This is a genomic window from Kribbella deserti, from assembly GCF_042434725.1.
Lineage (GTDB): Bacteria > Actinomycetota > Actinomycetes > Propionibacteriales > Kribbellaceae > Kribbella > Kribbella deserti.
Genome location: NZ_JBHLTC010000030.1, coordinates 37,042 through 56,817 on the forward strand (window position 1 = coordinate 37,042; position 19,776 = coordinate 56,817).

The following is a 19,776-nucleotide window of genomic DNA, read 5'->3' on the forward strand; positions in this document are numbered from 1 at the left end:
AACTGCAAAGGCTAGTGACTCCACACCCCTGGAAACGAATCGTTAAGCCGCCGGTGAGACCGGCAGCGGTAAATACCGCACCCGAATGCCGGGTCACTCCTGCCAGGGCGTCTCGGTGAGCTGCTCGTACATCGCCACGTACCGGCGTTTCAGCTCGGCCACCACCTCGGCTGGAATTTCCGGTCCCGGGGCGGTCTTGTCCCAGCCTTCCACGGCCGACGACCAGTCCCGCAGGTATTGCTTGTCCATACTCGGCAGGGCGTGTCCGGGCTGCCATTCGTCGGCCCGCCAGTAACGCGACGAGTCCGGCGTACAGACCTCGTCGGCGACGATCAGTTCGCCTTCCGCGTCGAGTCCGAACTCGAATTTCGTATCGGCCAGGATGACACCGCGCTTTTCGGCGATGGCGGACGCCCGGTTGTACAGCGCGAGCGTGGTGTCGCGCAGTTTTGCCGCCAGTTCCGGACCGGTCAGCTCGGCCACCTCGGCAAAGGTGATCTGCTCGTCGTGACCGACCTCCGGCGCGACCTTGCTGGTCGGCGTGAAAATCGGCCCGGCCGGAATCCGATCGCCCTCGACCAGGCCCGGCGGCAACTGCACGCCGGAGACCAGCCCGGTCTCGCGGTACGACGCCCAGCCGCCGCCCGCCAGGTAGCCGCGGGCGATGCACTCGACCTGGATCACGTCCACCTGGCGGCAGCGAATCGCGCGGCCGGCGAACGCGGCGGGTACGTCGGTGGCGGAGATCACGTGGTTCGGCACCACGTCCGCGAGCTGCTCGAACCACCACAGCGAGAGCTGGTTCAGGATCTTGCCCTTGCCCGGGACCGGTGTCGGCAGCACCACGTCGTACACGCTGACGCGGTCGGACGCGACCAGCAGCAGTTCGCCGTCCCGGTCGCTGTAGAGGTCGCGGACCTTGCCCGTATGCAGATGCTTCACCCGGACATTGTGGCCTGCCCGGTACGCCGGCCCGACAGCCGGGCCAGCGCGGCGACACAAGGCGTGCCCGGACCGTGGCGGCCGCCCGCCGCCAGGGTCCGGGCTGTCGCCCGACCAGCACGGTGGGTCCGGATATCGCCGATGAACCGCGCCCCCACGGTCATCGAGCCCGAACCACCCCTCCTCGGTCGTGCTGACACACCTTTGATGCACGAATTCGCGAAAAGGTTGCCGGCCGGCTAATCAGAAGGTGCGCAGCACAAAACTTCCGGTGGCGACACCTTCGATCGGGCGGCCGGCGTGCACCAGCGGCGGTATGACGTAGCGGTAACCGGCGACGCCCGGCCGGGTGGCGCCGAACTGTTTGACCGCGCGGCCGGCCCGGACCGGAACCCAGCCGGCGTTCGACCAGGCCCGGCCGTTCCAGTACTGCAGCATGGCCCGGCCGTTGATCGCGGGCGCGAACGAGACCATGGCCAGCGCCGCCTGGCCCCGGCGCTTCACGTTGCCCCCGGCGAAACCGGCGGCGATCAGCCGCACCCGGGTCCGGGTCACCTTGGCGGTGCTGGTCGATCCGACCGCGACCTGGGCGGCGGACCGGATGGAGGTCGGGGCCACCGCGCGGTACATCCGGGTGCCGGGTGAGGGCACGCTGATGAAGTAGAAACCGCCGGGCTTGGTCCGGGTCCGGCCGACGGCCCGCCAGGGCGCGCTCATCCGGTCCCGCGCGTGCAGCACGACGAGAATGCCCGCCTCGGCCGGAACCGGCTGCACACCGCACTTGGAGGTCTGGCAGACCAGCCGGTTCTGGGTGACCTGACCGCGGACCAGCGTCGAGGCTCCGTACGCCGCGGTGCCCGGGATCTGCGCCTTGATCGCGGTCGTGTCGGCCGTCACCACCGCGCCCCAGGTCGTGCCCCACTCGTTCGCGGCCATCACCTGGAACCGGTACGGCGGCCGCACGTTCGTGATCAGCCGCTGGGTGGCCGAGGTGTTCCGGCCGAGAATCCGCAGGGCCTTGCCGGCCTGACCGACCGCCGGGCTGAACAGCTGTCGCCCGGCCGGCAGGTCCAGCGGGTCACCCGGGGTGTAGTCCACCGTGCGCGACCCGGCCCGCCAGCGCACCAGTACGGCGTTGCCGCTGCGGGTCACCCCGGTCACGACGGGCTCGACCGGCCCGTCGGTGTCGAACATCGGCGAATGGCCCGGCTTACTCAACGAACCGGACGACGGCGTGCCGTGCGTGACCGCGATCCGGAAGTTCCCGTCAACCGGGAAAGCCGACCGCGGCAGCGTCACCGTGTTCGGCTCGCCGGCCTTGGTGTACTTCAGGTACGACGGTGAAGCCGTGACCACGCCCTCGATCGAGACCTTGTTCGGTACGTCGCTGGGCTCGGCCCAGCTGACGGTGATGCCCCGGCGGCTCGCGTCGGACCAGGCGACCGTGACGGAGGTTGGCGAGGGCTCGGTCGAACAGCCCGCCACGCACAGAACCGGAACCACGATCGCCACGAGGGCGGGCAGGCTCCAGGGGCGGCGGAACGTACCCAAAGCCACCAACCTCACTTCCGCGCCGGCGCATCCGTCGCGTCGCAGACCCTACCTACTGACAAGGCAACAGCCATAACCCCGCGTCCAACCTGTTACGGATGATTCCGGCTGAAGGCGTGGGCGAGGCCCTGGAGGATCAGGAACGGCTCGTGCTGGTCCACCTCGCGGCACTCCGCCAGTACGGCAGGGGCGAGCGCGCCGGTCGCGACGACCGTGACGTCTGCCCGGTCGGCCCCGAGTTCGGCGACGATCCGGGTCACGATGCCGTCGACCTGACCGGCGAAACCGAAAACCGCGCCGGACTGCAGGGCTTCGACCGTGTTCTTCGCGATCACCGCGCGCGGCCGGACCAGCTCGACCCGGCGCAACTGGGCCGCGTGCCGCCCGAGCGCTTCCAGGGAGGTCTCGATACCCGGCGCGATGGCCCCGCCGATGTAGGCGCCGGCCGCGTTCACCACCTCGAACGTGGTCGCCGTACCGAAATCGACCACCACGCACGGGCCGCCGTACAGCTTGACCGCGGCCAGGGCGTTGGTGATCCGGTCCGTGCCGACCTCGCGCGGATTGTCCACCAGCACCGGCAGGCCCGTCTTGACCCCGGGCTCGACCACCAGACCGGGGACCTCGGCGTAGTACCGGGCGACCACCTCGCGCAGTTCGTGCAGCACGCTCGGCACGGCCGAACAGACGGCTATTCCGTCGATCTCCGTCGTACCGAGCAGCCCGCTGAGCAGAACGGCCCATTCGTCCGCCGTACGCCGGGGATCGGTGCCGACCCACCAGTGCCGCTGGACCTCACCCTGATCGAGTACGCCGACCAGGGTGCGGGTGTTCTCAACGGCGACGGCCAGCAGCATCGTCAGGCTTCCCGCAGGTCCAGCGCGATGTCGAGCACGGGTGCCGAGTGCGTCAGCGCGCCCACCGCGAGGTAGTCCACGCCGGTTTCGGCGACGGCCCGGGCGGTCGCGAGCGTGAGCCCACCGGAGGCCTCCAGCTTGGCTCGGCCCGCCACCTTCTCGACGGCGGCACGCAGCTCGGGCACGTCCATGTTGTCGAGCAGGATCAGATCGGCGCCGGCCTCGACCGCGATGATCGCGTCGTCGACGGTGTCCACCTCGACCTCGACCGGTACGTCCGGAAAGGCCTTGCGAACCAGCGCGAAGGCCTCGGCCACGCCACCCGCCGCGATCACGTGGTTGTCCTTGATCAGCGCGGCGTCGGACAGCGACATCCGGTGGTTCACCCCGCCGCCACAGCGCACGGCGTACTTCTCCAGGCTGCGCAGCAACGGCATCGTCTTGCGGGTGTCACGCACGGCCGCGCCGGTGCCTTCGAGCTCGCGCACCCACAACGCCGTCTGGGTCGCGACGCCGGACAGGTGGCAGAGCAGGTTCAGCGCGGTCCGCTCGGCCGTGAGCAGCTGGCGGGTCTTGCCGCGCACTGTCATCAGCACGTCACCGGTCGCCACCTGGGTGCCGTCGGCAACCTTCTGCTCGACCTCGACCTCGTCGTTCACCAGCCGCAGCACCAGCGCGGCCACCTCCAGCCCGGCCACCACACCGTTGCTGCGCGCAACGAAATCACCGACCGACACCTGCTCGGCGTCGATGGTGGCGGTACTGGTCACATCGACGCCACCGTCGAGGTCCTCCTCCAGGGTGGCTCGGACGAGGTCCTCGACCCATTGCCTGTCGAGCGCGTCATCCATGGTTGGCTATCTCCGCATCTGAGGGGAAGTCCCGGCCGGCAAAAGCCGTCACCGGGCGGGCTGCGTCATTCTGACCGGCCAGCGTGATGTCCAAACCGCCGAGCCAGGCCGAATCATCCCGGTCCGGGTGGTCCTCGCGCCAATGCGAACCGCGACTCTCCTCCCGAGCATGCGCCGCCGCGATCAGGGCGGAACCGACCGTGACCAGGTTCGTGGCCTCCCAAGCGGGCGTTCCGGGCTCCCCCGGCGTCTGCTCGATCAGCTTCGCCACGGCCCCCGCGGCCTCGGCCAGCCCAGGCGCACTGCGGATCACGCCCGCGCCGATCGTCATCACCCGCTGCAGCTCCGGTACGACGTCCGCGTCGACCAGACCGGCCACCCGGTCGTCCTCGATCGGTTCACGGAATTCGGGCAGGTCCTGTGCCAGCAGTACGGCGATGCGCCGGGCGAATACGAGCCCTTCGAGCAGCGAGTTCGACGCGAGCCGGTTGGCGCCGTGCACGCCCGTACACGCGACCTCCCCGCAGGCGTAGAGCCCGGGAACCGACGTACGACCCTGCAAATCCGTCCACACACCACCCGAGGAGTAGTGACAGGCGGGCGCGACCGGGATCAGCTCGCGCACCGGGTCGATACCGTGCGAACGGCACGAAGCCAGAATGGTCGGGAACCGCACCCGCCACTTCTCGTCGCCGAAGTGCCGGGCGTCGAGCAACATATGGTCCTTGCCCGAGGCAAGCATCTGCCGCATGATCGCCTTGGCCACGACGTCGCGCGGCGCCAGGTCGGCCAGCTCGTGCTGCCCCTGCATGAACCGCTTGCCCTCGTGGTCCACCAGGACGGCGCCTTCGCCGCGAACCGCCTCGGAAACCAGCGGCTGCTGACCCTTCGCGCTTTTGCCCAGCCACAACACCGTCGGGTGGAACTGCACGAACTCCAGATCGCGGATCTTCGCGCCGGCCCGGAGAGCCAACGCCATTCCGTCACCCGTCGAAACGCTCGGGTTGGTGGTCGCCGCATAGATCTGACCCATGCCACCGGACGCCAGAACAACCGCACGGCAGCGAATCGCGCCAACGCCGTCGAGCTGACCTTCGCCCATCACGTGCAGGGTGACCCCGGCGACAGCGCCATCGGCGGCCGTCAGCAAATCGAGTACCAGCGCGTGCTCGATGATGCGGATGTCGTCCGCCCGGGTGACCGCGTCGACCAGGGCCCGCTCGATCTCGGCCCCGGTGGCGTCGCCACCCGCGTGCGCGATCCGGTTCCGGTGGTGCCCGCCCTCGCGGGTCAGCGACAACACCCCCGCGGCGGACTCGTCGAACCGCGCGCCAAGATCGATCAGCTCCCGCACGGCAGCCGGCCCCTCGGTCACGAGCGCCCGGACGGCCTCCACGTCACACAGGCCCGCCCCGGCGACCAGCGTGTCCTGGAGATGGTCCTCGGGGGTGTCCCCCGGACCGAGCGCGGCAGCGATCCCGCCCTGGGCCCACTGGGTGGATCCGGACGCGATCACGTCCTTGGTCACCACCAGCACCGAACCGGCCGAACGCAGCCGAAGCGCCGCGGTCAAACCGGCGATTCCCGACCCGATCACGACAAAGTCGACGGAGTCGGTCCAGCCCGGAGCCGGCGCGGCCAGCCGTTGCGGCACGGCAGGAGCAATCATCCCGCGACCGTACCAATCCACCCCGCCCACCCCTTCCATCGGTCCACCCCTCCCCAACCCACCGGTATCCCGTTCATCGGACCCTTGTGACGCGGCGCGTCGCCGTTCATCGGACCCTTGTGACCAAGGCCCGGCATGTCATCGGACCCTTCTGACGCGGCGCGTCGCCGTTCATCGGACTCTTCTGACGATGGGCACGATCCGGCTTCCCATCGCATCCGCCGGCCACCTTCCCCTGGCGTTCATTCGTCGGAATCCGCCCTCCCAACCGGCGAGCTTCGCTGGTTCGCGGCGGGATGGAGGGCAGATTCCGACGATGAGGCAAGCCCACTGGACCCGCCGTCCCTTGGTCACAAGGGTCCGATGAGTGCCGACACGCCGCGTCACGAGGGTCCGACGACACGCCGGGCCGTGGTCGGAAGGGTCCGATGAACGGCGACACGCCGCGTCACAAGCGCCCGATGAACGGGATGCAGACACGCCGGAGGGGCTTAGCGGAGGGTTACGGACATGTTGTCGATGAGGCGGGTGCCGCCGACGCGGGCGGCGACCAGCATGCGGGCTTCGCCGGGACCGACGACCGGGCCGAGATCGGGTGCGCGCAGGGCGAAGTAGTCCACCTCGACGCCCTTGGCCGAGTTCAGCACGTCGCGGGCCGCCTTGAGCACCGCGTCCGGACCGAATCCGCCGGCCTTCGCGCCCGCGGTCAAGGCCCGATGCAGCACCAGGGCCTCGCGCCGTTCGTCTTCCTCGAGATAGCGGTTGCGCGACGACAGGGCCAGGCCGTCCGGCTCGCGCACCGTCGGTACGCCGACGATGTCGACGCCGAAGTCGAGATCCGCCACCATCTCGCGGATCAACGTCAGCTGCTGGTAATCCTTCTCGCCGAACAGCGCGATATCCGGCGCGGTCAGGTGCAGCAGTTTCGCGACGACCGTCAGCATGCCGGCGAAGTGCCCGGGCCGGAACGTGCCTTCGAGTTCGTCGGCCAGCGGCCCGGGATGCACCGTGATCGACGGCTCGCTGGGATAGAGCTCCTCGCGGGACGGGTTGAAAACCAGGTCCACGCCTTCGTTCTTGGCGACGGCCAGGTCGCTCGCGAGCGTGCGGGGATAGCGCTCGAAATCCTCGGACGGCCCGAACTGCAGGGGATTCACGAAGATCGTCAGCACCACGCTGCCCTCGGGCCCGACGCGATCGCGGGCATCGGCCAGCAGCGCCGCGTGCCCGTCGTGCAGCGCGCCCATCGTCATCACGACCGCGCGTGGCCGGACCGCCGCGGCGGCCCTCAGTTCGGCCTTCGTCTGGGTGAGCCTCACCGTGCCGCCTCCCGTCCCGGGTTTGCCGCCAGGGTCGCCGTACCGCCCGCCGTGCTCGCCGCGGTCATTGCGTTCGCCATACCGTTCGCCGCGGTCGCCGTGCCGTTCGTTGCGGGCAGTTCGTCTGTTGTCGCGGGCAGTACGGCGCGAAGCCGCTGCGCCGCAGACGCGTCGATCCGCCCGTCCGCGGCGACCAGCTCCACGGTCGCGCGGGCCAGCGCGACGTACGCGGGCACCGTGTCCGGCGGTAGTGCCGCCAGGTGCGCTTCCACCGTGCCGGCATCGCCCCGAGCCACTGGCCCCGTGAGCGCATCATGACCGGACCGCAGGGCATTGTCGAGAGTCGCCTGCAGCAGTGGCCGCATTGTTGCCGACGGATCGGTGATCCCGGCCGCGCGCAGCGCCTCGAACGACTGGGCCAGCAGCGTGACCAGATGGTTCGCGCCGTGCACAACGCCCGCGTGGTACGCCGCGCGCTGGTCCTCCGGCACCCACTGAACTTCCGCGCCGAGGTCCTTCACCAGGCGCTCCACGAACGGCCTGGCCTCGTCCGGCGCGGTGGCGGTGAACGTCACCGCGGTCAGCTCCGGCGCCGCCGTACCCGTCGTACGGGGAAACGTCATCGGCGGATGCAGCGCGACCGGAACACCCCCGGCCGCGGCCAGCGGGGTGGTTCCGTGCGCCCCGGACAGGTGTACGACGTACTGCCCCGGCCGGAGGTCGAGCTGCGCCGCCACGGTGGCGATGGCCTCGTCCGGTACGGCGAGCAGCAGTACGTCGGAGGTGGCCGCGAGTTCCTCGAGCGGCCGGACGGCGATACCCGGCAGAAGCCGGGCTGCGCGTTCGGCCGAGGCCGGGGTGCGCGCGGTAATGCCGGTGAGGCGGTACCCGGCGGCGGTCAGGGCCTGCCCAACGGCGGTCCCTGCTCGGCCGGCACCGATGATGCCGATGCTTTCCATACCTGCCCTTACGTTCCAGTCCCATGGCGGGTACCAGACGGATCGTGCGGTTCGCCCCAGCTTACTTGGGCCCTTCCCCTTTGCGTTCAAAAGGGAGGAAAGCGGTCAGACCTTGAAGCCGGGGCCGTTGCTTTGCGGGCCGGTGACCTTGCTGGGGAGGTCGGCGACGAGTAGCTGGCGGATCTGCTCGACAGTCGGACCTGTCAGCGCGGTGATCCGGACGGCCTGGCGGGCGATCGTGTCCTCGAACACGTTCCGCACCTGGCGCCCGTTGCCGAATCCGTGCTCCCGGCGCAGCGGCGCGAGCAACTGGCCCACCCGCTCGGCGATCCCGGGCTCGAGGATGTACCCGGCCTCGGTCGCGATCTTCGTGAAGATCTCCCCCAGCTCCTCCACCGAGTAGTCAGGGAATTCCAGCCGCGTCGGCACTCGCGAACGCAACCCGCTGTTCGCGTCGAGCAACTGCTCCATCTCGAAGGTGTACCCGGCGAGTACGACGATCAGGTCGTCGCGACACTCCTCCATCAACTGGAGCAACGTCGCGATCGCCTCGGCGCCGAAGAAGTGCTCGTCGTACAACGCGTAGGCCTCGTCGACGAACAGCACCCCGCCAAGGGCCTTCTCCACCACCTTGCGGACGCGCGGCGCGGTCTGGCCGACGTACGGCGCGATGAGGTCGCCGCGGCTCACCTCGACCAGCTGGCCTGTCCCGAGCAGCCCGAGATCGCGGTAGATCCCTGCGATCAGCCGGGCCACCGTCGTTTTGCCCGTGCCGGGATTGCCGAGAAAGACCATGTGCCGGGACCGGGTCGACGGCTTCAGCCCGGCCTTGATCCGCAGTACCTCCGCTTCGGCCTCAGCCGACAGGCGCCGTACGACGTCCTTTACGTCCGTCAGCCCGATCAGGCCGTCGAGCGCGGTAAGCGGATCAACCTGCGGTACGACGCCACCCGTGGCCAGGGCCGTCGACTCGACCGTCGGGAGGTCCGCCGCGGTGATCTGGCGGATCTCCTCGGGTGTGGGCGCCTCGCTACCCGCGACCCGTACGGCCTGGCGGGTGGCGATCTGCTCCAGCAGTGAACGAACTGCCCGGGCATTTCCGAAACCAGGGGCCCTCGGCAACCTTCGGAGCGTGGCGGCGACCCGTTCGGAAATGCCTTCGGCCAAGGTGAATCCGGCCTCGTCGACCAGGTGCAGGAAGATCCGGTGCAACTCGTCATCGGAGTAGTCCGGGAAAGCCAGCGTCACCGGAAGGCGCGAGCGCAGTCCCGGATTGGCGTCGAGCAGATCGCTCATCTCGCGCGGATAACCGGCCAGCACCACCACGAGGTCGTCGCGATGATCCTCCATCAGCTTGATCAGGACCGCGATCGCCTCATGTCCGAAGTCCTTCTCAGACTCGTTGAACAGCGCGTAGGCCTCGTCGATGAACAGCACGCCGCCGAGCGCCCGTTGCACGGCTTGTTCCACCTTGGGCGCGGTCTCCCCGATGAACCGGCCGATCAGATCCGCGCGGCTGACCTCGACGAGGTGGCCCGACGACAGCAGGCCGAGGTCCTTGTAGATGGCGGCGAGCAGCCTGGCCACCGTGGTTTTGCCCGTTCCGGCGTTACCGGTGAAGACGAGGTGGCCCGCCTGCGAGCCGACCGCCATCCCCGCGTCGTGGCGCAGCTTCGCGACCTTGGCCTGGGCGGCGAGTTCGCGCACCCGCGCCTTGACCGGCGTGAGTCCGATCATCGCGTCGAGCTCGCCCATCGGATCGGCGAGGCTGCCTTCGGTGGGCTCCTCGGCCTTCGTCTCAGCCGTATCGGTCGTCTTGCTCGCGTCGGGCGCCGTGGGGGTGAGCATCGGCGCGGGTTTGGCGATCCGGCGGATCCGGAAGATGTTGCGCAGATCGCGCAGGTGGTTGATCACCAGCCGCAGGTCTTCGGACTCCTTCGACTCGCCCGGGAGCCCCTTGAGCGCGGCACCCGTCAGGTACGACGCGGCCAGCCAGTGCCGGGCCGCGTCCGCTCCGCCCGCCTCGGCGGCTCGGGCCAGCCAGGCCCGTCGGGCGGCCAGCCAGGCGGACCGGTCGACCTTGTCCGCTGTACGTTCGAAAATCCGCTGAACCTCGACTGCGCCTTCGGACCCGAGCTCGGTGAAGGCCAAGCCCGCGGGCAGGTCGAGCCGTCTGACCTGATGCAGGTGGCCCGCCACATGCTGCTCGAAGGACTCCTCCTTCTCCGGCGTGACGGCCGACATCGCGTCGAACGCCACCCGCAGCCGGCCCATCGCCCAGACCAGCAGCTCCAGCGGATTACCGGTCTGCTCGGGGAACGCGTCGAACGCCGCGTCGTCGACGAAGATCTCGTCCCGCCAGAGTTTCACCAGGTCGTCCTGGCTCAAGCTGCGATGGCCCTCGAGCAACCGCTCGTCGGCGGCGATCCGGTCGTACGCCGCGACGAGCACCTGGCGGCGCGGCTCGAACGGCGGAACGTCCGCGAGCAGGTCGAGCGCCTCGCGGTAGAACAGAACCAGCTTCTCGCGCAGCTCCGGGCTCTTGATCCGGCCGTAGTACCCGCGCGGCAAGGTCGGGTTGGCCAGGCCCACCACCCAGCTGTCGAAGTTGCCGAGCTTGCGCGGCTTGATCAGGTACTCGTTCGAGAGCTGGGCGTAGAAGTCGCTGGCCGGGCCCGTGATCAGGCCCACCGGCGGGAACATGTCCCAGACCAGCGTGAAGAACGCCCGAGCGAGGAACGGCGAATCCGGCCGCATCACCTTCGGTGCCCAGGTCTTGAGCAGCTCGGGCGTGTCGAACGCCGGATCGTCCACCAGCACCCTGAGCCGGGCCCGGCGATCCTCCAGCCATCCGTCCGGCACCCGCCAGGGGTCGATCGGGCCGGCGATGTGCAGATGCGGCTCATCGGTCAGCAGAACGTGCAGGTGTTCGGGCAGCTCGGGCATGGTCCCTCTCGGATCGCGTCTGGCCTGATCCTAGGATCGAGGCAGATCATGAGGACATTCGAAGCGGCCTGGGCCGACGCCTTGTACGGCCCGGACGGGTTCTACCGCCGCAACCGCCCGGCCGCGCACTTCCGCACGTCCGTTCACGCCTCCGCGCTGTTCGCGACGGCCATCGGGCGGCTCGCCTCGTCCCTGGGCTGTTCGACCGTCACGGACATCGGAGCGGGCGAAGGTGAACTCGGCGCGGGTCTACCCGACTTCACCGTCATGAACATCGAGCTGGACGACGTACTGCCGGATGAGTTGTCCGGACTGGTCATAGCCAACGAGTGGCTCGACAACATCCCTTGCCCGGTCGTAGAGCTCTCGCCCTCCGGAACTCCCTGCTACGTCCTAGAAGACCTAAGCCTGGGTGATCCGGTCGAGGGCCCTGACCGCGCCTGGCTGGACCAGTGGTGGCCACTGGCGGAACCAGGAGACCGGGCCGAGGTAGGCCTTCCGCGGGACCTCGCCTGGGCAGACGTCGTACGGCGCCTACAAGGCGGTTTGGCCATCGCCATCGACTACGGGCACGACGTACGCTCCAGACCGCCGTACGGGACGCTGACGGGCTTCCGCCAAGGCCGCGAGTGTGACCCGGTTCCAGACGGCTCCTGCGACATCACCGCCCACGTGGCGGTGGACTCGCTCGAAGGCGGTTTGAGACTTACCCAACGCGAGGCGCTCCAGGCTCTCGGCATCAGTAGCACCCGACCGTCGTACGACCTAGCCCGGTCCGAACCCCTCCGCTACGTGGCCGAGCTCTCCTCCGCCGGCGAGGCCGCCGAACTACTAGACCCCTCCGGACTTGGTTCGTTCGTCTGGGTGGTTGCGGGCGGTAGTGCCGAGGTACGACGGGCCTCGCGGGCTCTGTCGCTTTGATCCGCTAGGAGCTGGGCGGCGTCGTCGATGTCCCGGTGGAGGGCTACGGCGTTGGTCGGGCCCGCCGGAGTATCCACGTGCACACTGGCCAAACGAAGGCGGCGTTGCAGTGGGCCTTGTTCTAGCCGTACCGATTGGGTCTTGTGGTGCAGGACGATCGACGTACGCCGGTTGATCCAGCCCTGGGTAGTCACCAGTACCTGCTCGTCGTTCCCGTAGGCGAGATACCGCCACCCGATCGGCCGGAGCCACTTAGCCCGTTCCGGCGCCTGGTGCATCTCGATCCGGCTCAAGTCCAGCCCCGGCAATACCCGGCCAAGAACCTCCGCCACCTCGGCCGTCGTACCAACGGGCAGTAGCTGGGCTCCACCCGACTCGTCCTCGCCGTCACCGCTGGAGCCGGCTACACCGGCGATATCGAGTTCTACCCGGGACCAGCCGAGTCGACGCCACAAGAGTGGTTCCGAGATCAGCAGGCCCTGTACGCGACCTGCTGGCACCGTCTGGCGCTGCAAGTCGAACAGCCCGCGCTTCGTCTGCAAGCCGCCGTCCGCCTCCGTGAGGGTGAACCTGTGGTTGCCGACGACCTGCTTCCAGATCGGGGAGAACACACCCAGCAGCAGCGGGATCGCCGCGAACAGACCAACGTGGTACTCGAAGACCGTCGTAGCGATCACGAGCCATACCAGCGCCGCCACCGAACCAAGGACGGTCGAGGACAGCAGGGTAGACCCGAGCAACCTAGAGGTCGGTACGACGAGCAGTGCCGGCCTAGCGTCCTGAACCTCGGCCTGCTCCTCCTGGCGAGCGCCATGCGTTGTAGCCAGCAAGGTGGCCCGAAGCTGCTGAGCGTGGTCCAACGTCAGGTAGCTCAACCGCCCGTCGCTACTACTTCCACCGGCCACATCCATCCGCAGCTCGGCCATCCCGAACAACCTGGGCACCAACGGCTGCGCCACGTCGATCGCCTGGATGCGGTCGAACCGGATGATGCGCGTCCGGCGGAACAAGAACCCGCTGTCAACGCGTAGAGCCTCGTCGGTCAACTGGTACTTCGTAAACCACCAAGAGAGCGCCCCGAGCAGGATCCCGCCTACAAGTACTGCGAGCAGCCCGAGCCCGGCAATCCTGAGATCGCTGCGCAGGCCTTCGTTGTTGACCATGGCGACGGCGGCGACGGCTAGATAGCCCCAGCCACGCACGAACGGCGTGAGCGGGTGGAGACGTACACCCTGCTTCGGGGGCGCTACAGGTGGCGCCGAAGGCAGTGGGGCGGGTGTGCTCACAGGCCCCACGCCTGAGCCTGGCCGAGCGCGGACAGCCTGTCGCGCAGTCGGGCCGCCTCATCCGGCGTAAGCCCGGGGATCTTCGCATCAGTGGCCGGAGTAGCCGTATGAAGCTCAACCGTCGCCAGGCCGAATGAGCGCTCCAAGGGACCTGCGGCGACGTCGACGAACTGCATCCGCCCGTACGGCACGACGACCAACTGGCGGAACATCACCCCGTGGCTGACGAGCAACTCGTCCTCGCGCTCGGCGTACATCCAGGAACGCTGGTTGCGGCCGATCAGCACCCAGGACCAGGCGAACACGGCCACCAGCGCGACCAGCGCCACGACCGCCCATGCCCAGCTCAGCAGGAACCCGAGCGACGGCACCGCGACCAGCGCGATCACGCCGAAGGTGATGCCGGCGTTGACCCGGCGCAGGTTCGCGAGCTTCGGTGATACCGGCGTCCAGGTGACGTCGGACGGAGCGAAGAGTTCGTTCACACTGCCAGCCTGTCACGATAGGGGTCATGAGCACCGAACGAGTGGTCGGAATCGGCGCCGGGTCGGCCGGGCTGGACACCCTGTACGAACGTGGCGGCACGCAGCCGGGCTCCGAGCTGCCGACCACCGACATGGTGCTGAACATCGGCCCGCAACACCCCGCCACGCACGGCGTACTGCGGCTGCGCCTCACCCTCGACGGCGAGCGCATCCTCGCCTGCGAACCGATCATCGGCTACATGCACCGCGGCGCGGAGAAGCTCTTCGAGGTCCGGGACTACCGCCAGATCCTCGTACTGGCCAACCGCCACGACTGGCTCTCCGCCTTCTCGAACGAGCTGGGCGTGGTCCTGGCCGTCGAACGCATGATGGGCCTCGAGGTACCGATCCGGGCCGTCTGGCTCCGTACGCTGCTGGCCGAGCTCAACCGGGTGCTGAACCACCTGATGTTCCTGGGGTCGTACCCGCTCGAACTCGGCGCGATCACCCCGGTCTTCTACGCGTTCCGCGAGCGGGAGACCGTGCAGGCCGTGATGGAGGAACTGTCCGGCGGCCGGATGCACTACATGTTCAACCGCGTCGGCGGGCTGAAGGAAGACCTGCCGCTCGGCTGGCTCGGCCGCGCGGGTGCCGCCGTCGCCGCCGTTCGCAAGCGCCTGCCGGATATCGAGAACCTGATCCTCGGCAACGAGATCTTCCGGGCCCGTACGGTCGGCGTCGGCCGGCTCTCCCCCGAACTGATCAACGCGTACGGCGTCTCCGGCCCGATCGCCCGTGCCTCCGGCGTGGACGCCGACCTCCGCCGGGACGAGCCGTACCTGGCCTACGAGGAACTGGCCCGCGACGGCGTACTCGAGGTGGTCACCCGGACCGACGGCGACTGCTTCGCCCGGTTCGCCGTACTGCTCGAACAGGTGAAGGTCTCCCTCAACCTGGTGGACGCCTGCATCGACCGCCTGCAGGGAATGCCCGCCGGCCCGGTCAACGTCCGCCTCCCGAAGATCCTCAAGGTCCCCGAAGGCCAGACCTACGCCTGGACCGAGAACCCCCTCGGCATCAACGGCTATTACCTGGTCTCCCGTGGCGACAAAACCCCCTGGCGCCTCAAACTCCGCTCCGCCAGCTTCAACAACATCGCCGTACTCCCCCAAATGCTCCCCTCCGAAGTAGTAGCCGACATGGTCGCCATCCTCGGCAGCATGTTCTTCGTAGTAGGCGACATCGACAAATAACCCCTCCGGCCAGCCCGCCTCCCGGCGTGTCACCGGACGCCAGTTACCAGGCGTGTCGCCGTTCATCGGACGCTTGTGCCCGCCTCCCGGCGTGTCGTCGGACGCTAGATGCAGGGCGTGTCGCCGTTCATCGGACGCTTGTGACCACGGCCTCACCACGTCCGCTGCTGTGGACGGATACCAAGCAGACGCCCGACCTCCTGCTCGAGGTCGTTCTCCCGACTCCACAGTTGCCACCGCCGGACAGAGACGATCTCCCAGCCGAGTCCGTCCAGCCTTCGCCGTCGACGGGTGTCGGCCTCTCGCCGCTCCGCCGTACCGTGCCACTGGTCGGAGTCGTACTCCAGACCGAGATGGCGCCCGTTGGTGCCGGGCAGCGGATCGAGAAAGCCCAGGTCCAGCCGGTAGGCGTTGACCCCATCGCTGACTCGCACCTGCGGGACCGGATGCGGAAAGCCCGCGTCGATCATGCGCAACCGCAGCCAGGATTCCCCCGGCGACTCGGCTGCCGGATCTACGAGATTGACGAGTTCCCGCGCTTGCACGATGCCCGGATGATGCGGATACCGCCGTACGGCGTTCTGCACGCCGTCGAGGGTGATCAGCTCGGCCCGGGCCATCGCGTCGAGGGCGGACAGGGCGAACGGGCGCTGGAGATGGCGCGCGAGATGAACCGCAGTCGCGAGCGGCGACGTGACTCGTAGAACGCCCCAATCGATGACGTCATCCGTCAACAAGGTCTGCGAGTGACCGCTAGCACTGGTGGAGCGCAAGGCTCGTTCGTCGGTCGGGCGAACGAAGTCGGGACTCGGCAACTCCGCCAGCTCCTGCAAAGCGAGCACGTCCACGCCGTACAGCCAGGCTGCGGTACGGCGGCAGACGACGGCGTCGGGTGGTGCGACTTTGGCAACGGCTGCCGCCCTCAACGGCAGCGAATCCTCAACGAGGGTGTCGATGTAAACCCCGCGAATCACGGAACGAATCTGGTGGAGGTTAGTAAGGCGGCGAAGATGCGCGGCCTCGAAGCCGTGCGCGCGTGCCTCTGCGCGAGTGAACGGAAGGCCGTCCATGAACAAGTGTGAGAAGGGCGTCAACAGCGCCGGTGGCGAGAGTTCCATGCCAGAGAAGATGGCCCTGAGAGCCCACTGGGCAGGTCGAGTTATCCACAGGCCGTGGTCAGAAGAGTCCGATCATGCCCGACACGCCGCGTCACAAGAGTCCGACGACGCGCCGGGGGATGGTCACAAGCGTCCGATGATGGGCGACACGCCGCGTCACAAGGGTCCGATGATGGATGTGTGACACGCCGGGAGGGGCTACGAGGCGGCTTGGGCGCGGAGTTTTAGGTCTACGACGGTGGGGGCGTCGGCTACGGAGTGCTTGTCGCCGGCGGCGATGACGGTGGCGACTTCCTCGTCGATCTTGTCGAGGCGTTCGTCGATGCGGTCCAGGCGGCGTTGCATCAGGTCGACGAACTCGGCGTTCTCGACCACGCGGGCGCTGGTGATGCGGGAGTACTCCTGGGCTACCTGGACGCGGTCGTCGCTGTGGGCCAGGCGTTCGATCAGGAGCTGGTGTCTGACCAGCATGGTGGCGGCGACCGCGGCCAGTGCGGCACCGGCCGCGGCGGCGCGCAGCACCCAGGCGGACTGGGCGAAGAGCGCGATGCTCACACCCAGACAGACGATGACCAGCAATCCGTAAGCTACGGCGAGGACTGTGGCCCTGGCGCGTCGGCGGCTACCCCTTGACCCCATGGATGCACACCTTAGGGGACGTCGGCACCGTCTTCGGGGATACGACACGCTCGTTCGAGCAGTAATCCGGCCACCACGACCAGTACGGAGATCGCGGCCGTGATTCCGGCCGCCACAACGCGGTTCCGGGGACCCGCGACACTCAAGGCGTCAACGAAGCGTAACGCGAACCCTGCGTAAACCCCTGTGCACAACGCGCCGACAATCGCGCTGGCTTTCGCGAGCATCAACAGGAAGACGGCGCGACTGGGTTCCATGCGTTCGCGGCGGAGCTGGATCCGCTGGTGGGTGTTGCGCGCGGCGGCGAACAGCAGCGCGGCGAGGAACGCCCAGGCGACCGGGGTCAGCCAGGACAGCGAAGGCGCGACGCCACCGTTGCTCTCGATCGCGCCGATGATCGTCCAGCCCACGGCCGTACCGAGGACGGCCAGGGCCACCAGCAGCCGGCGCGACGTCGGCCGCACACTTCCCGGCCGCGCCGCACCAGACCCGGAACCACCTGCGCCCGAACCGCCCGAACCCGAACCGCCCGAGCGACCCGAGCCCGAGCGGCCGGAGCCGCCCGACCCCGGGCCGGAACGACCCGCACCGGAACCCGAGCGGCCCGCGCCGGGATTGCCTGAGCCGGGACTACCTGAAGCCACTACTGGAGCTCGATGACGAGGTCGTCGACGCGCTTGACCCCGTCGGTTCCGATCTCGGCGAGCAGGTCGGCGACCCGGCCCACGCCCGGCAGAACGGCCTCGGGCTCGATGTCCAGCCAGGGCGCCAGCACGAAGGCCCGCTCGTGCGCACGGGGGTGCGGCACGGTGAGCTCATCGGTCTCGATCGCCTTGGTGCCGTACGTGATCAGGTCCACGTCCAGCGTGCGCGGGGCGCCGGGCACGCTGCGCTCGCGGCCGAAGGCCTGCTCCACCGCGTGGGCGCGGTCCAGCAGGGTCTCCACCGCAACGGTGGTGTCGGCCAGCAGCACGATGTTCAGGAAGGGGCCCGAGTCGTCCGGCGTACCGACCGGGACGGTCTCGTAGACGGGCGAGACGTCGACCACGACGACGTCCGGGGTATCCCGCAGCGCGTCGACCGCACCCTGCAGGTTCGCCTCGCGATCGCCGAGGTTGCTGCCCAGGGAGAGGATCACCTGGCGGATCGGTTTCAGGCCACCGCTCAGGGTGTCCGCGTCGATCACGTGGGGACTTGGGGTCTCAGTCACGAGGTTTCTCCGGGTCTACGCTGCACTGTCAGGACAACATCGTCGAACGGCACGGTGATCGGTGCCGAGGGTTTGTGAATGGTGACCGCGGCTCCGCTCACCCGGTTGTCGGCGAGGCAGATGTCCGCGATGCGTTGGGCCAGTGTCTCAATCAAGTCAACGGGGTCGTTCTCGATCGCCGCGTGCACCTGCTCGGCGATCTTGCCGTAGTCGACGGTGTCCGCCAGCAGATCGGACGCGGCGGCCTTGCGGGTATCCAGTTCGAGCCGGACGTCGACGGTGAACTCCTGCCCGTCGGCCCGCTCATGGTCGAACACGCCGTGCCGCCCGAATCCCCGGATACCCCGGATCTCGATCACGTCGGCAGGCCCTGCGGCAGGCGCCGGAACAGGCGCTGCACCAACCACCGAATCAGGCCCCGTGTCCGGGCTGGCCGCGGACGTCGAGGAACCGCTCACTCCGCCTCCTCCTGTCGACCCCCAGACGACAGTACCGGGGAGGCGTGGTGGATCCACAACCTCCACCCGGACTTCGTCCGGCGGAACACATTCGTCGCGAGCGCCTTGCCACCCGCAAAACCCTCCTCCGGGGCGCCTTCTCCGGAGGAAAGGACATTCTCCGTACACGTGACGTATGCCACGTCTTCATCCACTCGTACCTGAACGTCCGTCAGAAAGAACTGGATGTAGGGCGTGTTCGCGAAGATCATCGCCCAGGCCCGCATCATCTCGGCATAGCCGTAGATGGCCGCGTTACCCGGATGAATGCAGACGGGATCGGGTTCCGGCAGCCAGACCGCGGCCATCAGATCGAGGTCACCGGCCTCGAAGGCGTTGTAGAACGTGGTGTTCGCGTTCAGCACAACGCTTTCGGCCGATGCCGCCGGCCGCTGCTGACGGGCTCCGCCCTGCTCCTCAGTCATCCATTCCCCATGTCCTCGGTCCTCACTCCAGAGCTCCATCGCGCCGCCACCCGTACCGCGTCGGCGCTGGCCGCCACCGCGTGGGCGCGGACACACCAGGCACCGGCCGCCGCCGCCAGTGCCGAAACCGCCGCACTCGCGTCGTCCCGGCGAACGGCAGGACGTGGCGCGCCGGTTGCGGCGTCGGCGAGCAGCCTACCCAGGAACGCCTTCCGGGAGGCACCGACGAGCAACGGCAATCCCAGTACGGCGAACTCGGGCAACCGGCGCAGGATCTCCCAGTTGTGATCGGCGTTCTTCGCGAACCCCAGGCCCGGGTCCAGCGCCACCCGGTTCAGGTCGATACCGGCGGCGGCGATCGCGTCGATCCGCAGCCGGAGTTCGGCGATCACGTCCGTCACCACATCGTCGTACCGGGCCCGGTCCTGCATGTCGGCCGAATGCCCGCGCCAGTGCATACAGACGAACGGGACCTGGCGTTCGGCGATCAGCGCCAGCATGTCCGGATCGGCCAGGCCGCCGGACACGTCGTTCACCATCGAGGCCCCGGCGTCGAGGGCCAGCGCGGCCACGTCGGCCCGCATGGTGTCGATCGACAGTACGGCGCCCTTGGCCGCGAGGGCCTCGATCACCGGCAGCACGCGGCGCAGTTCCTCCGCGCGGGTAGGCCGTTCGGCGCCGGGCCGAGTCGACTCCCCACCGACGTCCAGCAGGTCCGCGCCTTCGGCGAGCAGCTCGTGGCCGTGCTTGATGGCGGCGGCGGGTTCGAACCACTCACCGCCGTCGGAGAAGGAATCAGGGGTCACGTTGACGACCCCCATCACCAGGCATCTGCCGGGCGTGGGAAGGCCTTGAACGTTAGTTGGTGG

At 68.7% G+C, this 19,776-nt stretch carries 18 protein-coding genes and 1 pseudogene; 2 read left to right on the top strand and 17 right to left on the bottom strand.

The window, feature by feature from the left end:
* Window positions 1–93: 93 nt before the first annotated feature.
* The 8 genes from ACFFGN_RS22895 to ACFFGN_RS22930 all read right to left on the bottom strand — a co-directional run bounded on the left by ACFFGN_RS22895 (window position 94) and on the right by ACFFGN_RS22930 (window position 11,094).
* Window positions 94–942, bottom strand: a complete 849-nt coding sequence (locus tag ACFFGN_RS22895; protein ID WP_380051092.1) for a phosphoribosylaminoimidazolesuccinocarboxamide synthase — start codon at window positions 940–942, stop codon at window positions 94–96.
* Between the two features lie 243 nt (window positions 943–1,185).
* Window positions 1,186–2,499, bottom strand: a complete 1,314-nt coding sequence (locus tag ACFFGN_RS22900) for a hypothetical protein (protein ID WP_380051094.1) — start codon at window positions 2,497–2,499, stop codon at window positions 1,186–1,188.
* A gap of 86 nt (window positions 2,500–2,585) precedes the next feature.
* Window positions 2,586–3,350 (bottom strand): type III pantothenate kinase, encoded by a 765-nt coding sequence (locus ACFFGN_RS22905; RefSeq protein ID WP_380051096.1) that lies wholly within the window; start codon window positions 3,348–3,350, stop codon window positions 2,586–2,588.
* A gap of 2 nt (window positions 3,351–3,352) precedes the next feature.
* The gene (nadC, locus tag ACFFGN_RS22910) at window positions 3,353–4,201 is read right to left on the bottom strand and encodes a carboxylating nicotinate-nucleotide diphosphorylase (protein ID WP_380051098.1); all 849 of its coding nucleotides are present in this window, start codon (window positions 4,199–4,201) and stop codon (window positions 3,353–3,355) included.
* Window positions 4,194–5,870 (bottom strand): L-aspartate oxidase, encoded by a 1,677-nt coding sequence (locus ACFFGN_RS22915; RefSeq protein ID WP_380051100.1) that lies wholly within the window; start codon window positions 5,868–5,870, stop codon window positions 4,194–4,196. The genes nadC and ACFFGN_RS22915 overlap by 8 nt, the downstream gene beginning before the upstream one ends.
* Window positions 5,871–6,361: 491 nt before the next feature.
* Entirely contained in the window at window positions 6,362–7,189 is an 828-nt protein-coding gene (gene panC, locus ACFFGN_RS22920; RefSeq protein ID WP_380051102.1) for a pantoate--beta-alanine ligase, read from the bottom strand.
* The gene (locus tag ACFFGN_RS22925; protein ID WP_380051104.1) at window positions 7,186–8,148 is read right to left on the bottom strand and encodes a Rossmann-like and DUF2520 domain-containing protein; all 963 of its coding nucleotides are present in this window, start codon (window positions 8,146–8,148) and stop codon (window positions 7,186–7,188) included. Before ACFFGN_RS22925 ends, panC begins: the two co-directional genes overlap by 4 nt.
* Before the next feature lie 105 nt (window positions 8,149–8,253).
* Complete coding sequence (locus ACFFGN_RS22930; protein ID WP_380051106.1) at window positions 8,254–11,094, bottom strand: AAA family ATPase; 2,841 nt, start codon at window positions 11,092–11,094, stop codon at window positions 8,254–8,256.
* 267 nt (window positions 11,095–11,361) lie between these two features.
* On the opposite strand from ACFFGN_RS22930, the pseudogene ACFFGN_RS22935 reads away from it, so the two are divergent.
* A pseudogene (locus tag ACFFGN_RS22935) lies at window positions 11,362–11,775 on the top strand (SAM-dependent methyltransferase); the annotation flags it as partial.
* 107 nt (window positions 11,776–11,882) lie between these two features.
* Here the strand turns inward: ACFFGN_RS22935 and ACFFGN_RS22940 are convergent.
* The gene (locus tag ACFFGN_RS22940) at window positions 11,883–13,301 is read right to left on the bottom strand and encodes a PH domain-containing protein (RefSeq protein ID WP_380051108.1); all 1,419 of its coding nucleotides are present in this window, start codon (window positions 13,299–13,301) and stop codon (window positions 11,883–11,885) included.
* Window positions 13,298–13,786 carry a PH domain-containing protein gene (locus ACFFGN_RS22945; RefSeq protein WP_380051110.1) on the bottom strand — a complete coding sequence of 163 codons (489 nt, stop codon included), beginning with the start codon at window positions 13,784–13,786 and terminating at the stop codon, window positions 13,298–13,300. Before ACFFGN_RS22945 ends, ACFFGN_RS22940 begins: the two co-directional genes overlap by 4 nt.
* 26 nt (window positions 13,787–13,812) lie before the next feature.
* On the opposite strand from ACFFGN_RS22945, the gene ACFFGN_RS22950 reads away from it, so the two are divergent.
* The gene (locus ACFFGN_RS22950) at window positions 13,813–15,018 is read left to right on the top strand and encodes an NADH-quinone oxidoreductase subunit D (RefSeq protein ID WP_380051112.1); all 1,206 of its coding nucleotides are present in this window, start codon (window positions 13,813–13,815) and stop codon (window positions 15,016–15,018) included.
* A gap of 152 nt (window positions 15,019–15,170) precedes the next feature.
* Here ACFFGN_RS22950 and ACFFGN_RS22955 read toward each other — a convergent pair whose 3' ends face one another.
* The 7 genes from ACFFGN_RS22955 to folP form a co-directional block, all read right to left on the bottom strand.
* Window positions 15,171–15,992, bottom strand: coding sequence for a PDDEXK-like endonuclease domain-containing protein (locus ACFFGN_RS22955; RefSeq protein WP_380051114.1), 822 nt, complete (start codon window positions 15,990–15,992; stop codon window positions 15,171–15,173).
* Between the two features lie 342 nt (window positions 15,993–16,334).
* Window positions 16,335–16,691, bottom strand: coding sequence for a hypothetical protein (locus ACFFGN_RS22960; protein ID WP_380051116.1), 357 nt, complete (start codon window positions 16,689–16,691; stop codon window positions 16,335–16,337).
* A gap of 95 nt (window positions 16,692–16,786) precedes the next feature.
* The gene (locus ACFFGN_RS22965; RefSeq protein ID WP_380051118.1) at window positions 16,787–17,239 is read right to left on the bottom strand and encodes a DUF3180 domain-containing protein; all 453 of its coding nucleotides are present in this window, start codon (window positions 17,237–17,239) and stop codon (window positions 16,787–16,789) included.
* A gap of 179 nt (window positions 17,240–17,418) precedes the next feature.
* Window positions 17,419–17,985 carry a 2-amino-4-hydroxy-6-hydroxymethyldihydropteridine diphosphokinase gene (gene folK, locus ACFFGN_RS22970; RefSeq protein ID WP_380051120.1) on the bottom strand — a complete coding sequence of 189 codons (567 nt, stop codon included), beginning with the start codon at window positions 17,983–17,985 and terminating at the stop codon, window positions 17,419–17,421.
* Complete coding sequence (folB, locus tag ACFFGN_RS22975) at window positions 17,982–18,344, bottom strand: dihydroneopterin aldolase (protein ID WP_446685217.1); 363 nt, start codon at window positions 18,342–18,344, stop codon at window positions 17,982–17,984. The genes folK and folB overlap by 4 nt, the downstream gene beginning before the upstream one ends.
* Before the next feature lie 95 nt (window positions 18,345–18,439).
* The gene (locus tag ACFFGN_RS22980; protein ID WP_380051124.1) at window positions 18,440–18,907 is read right to left on the bottom strand and encodes a nuclear transport factor 2 family protein; all 468 of its coding nucleotides are present in this window, start codon (window positions 18,905–18,907) and stop codon (window positions 18,440–18,442) included.
* Window positions 18,904–19,728, bottom strand: coding sequence for a dihydropteroate synthase (gene folP, locus ACFFGN_RS22985; protein ID WP_380051126.1), 825 nt, complete (start codon window positions 19,726–19,728; stop codon window positions 18,904–18,906). The genes ACFFGN_RS22980 and folP overlap by 4 nt, the downstream gene beginning before the upstream one ends.
* Between the last annotated feature and the right edge of the window lie 48 nt (window positions 19,729–19,776).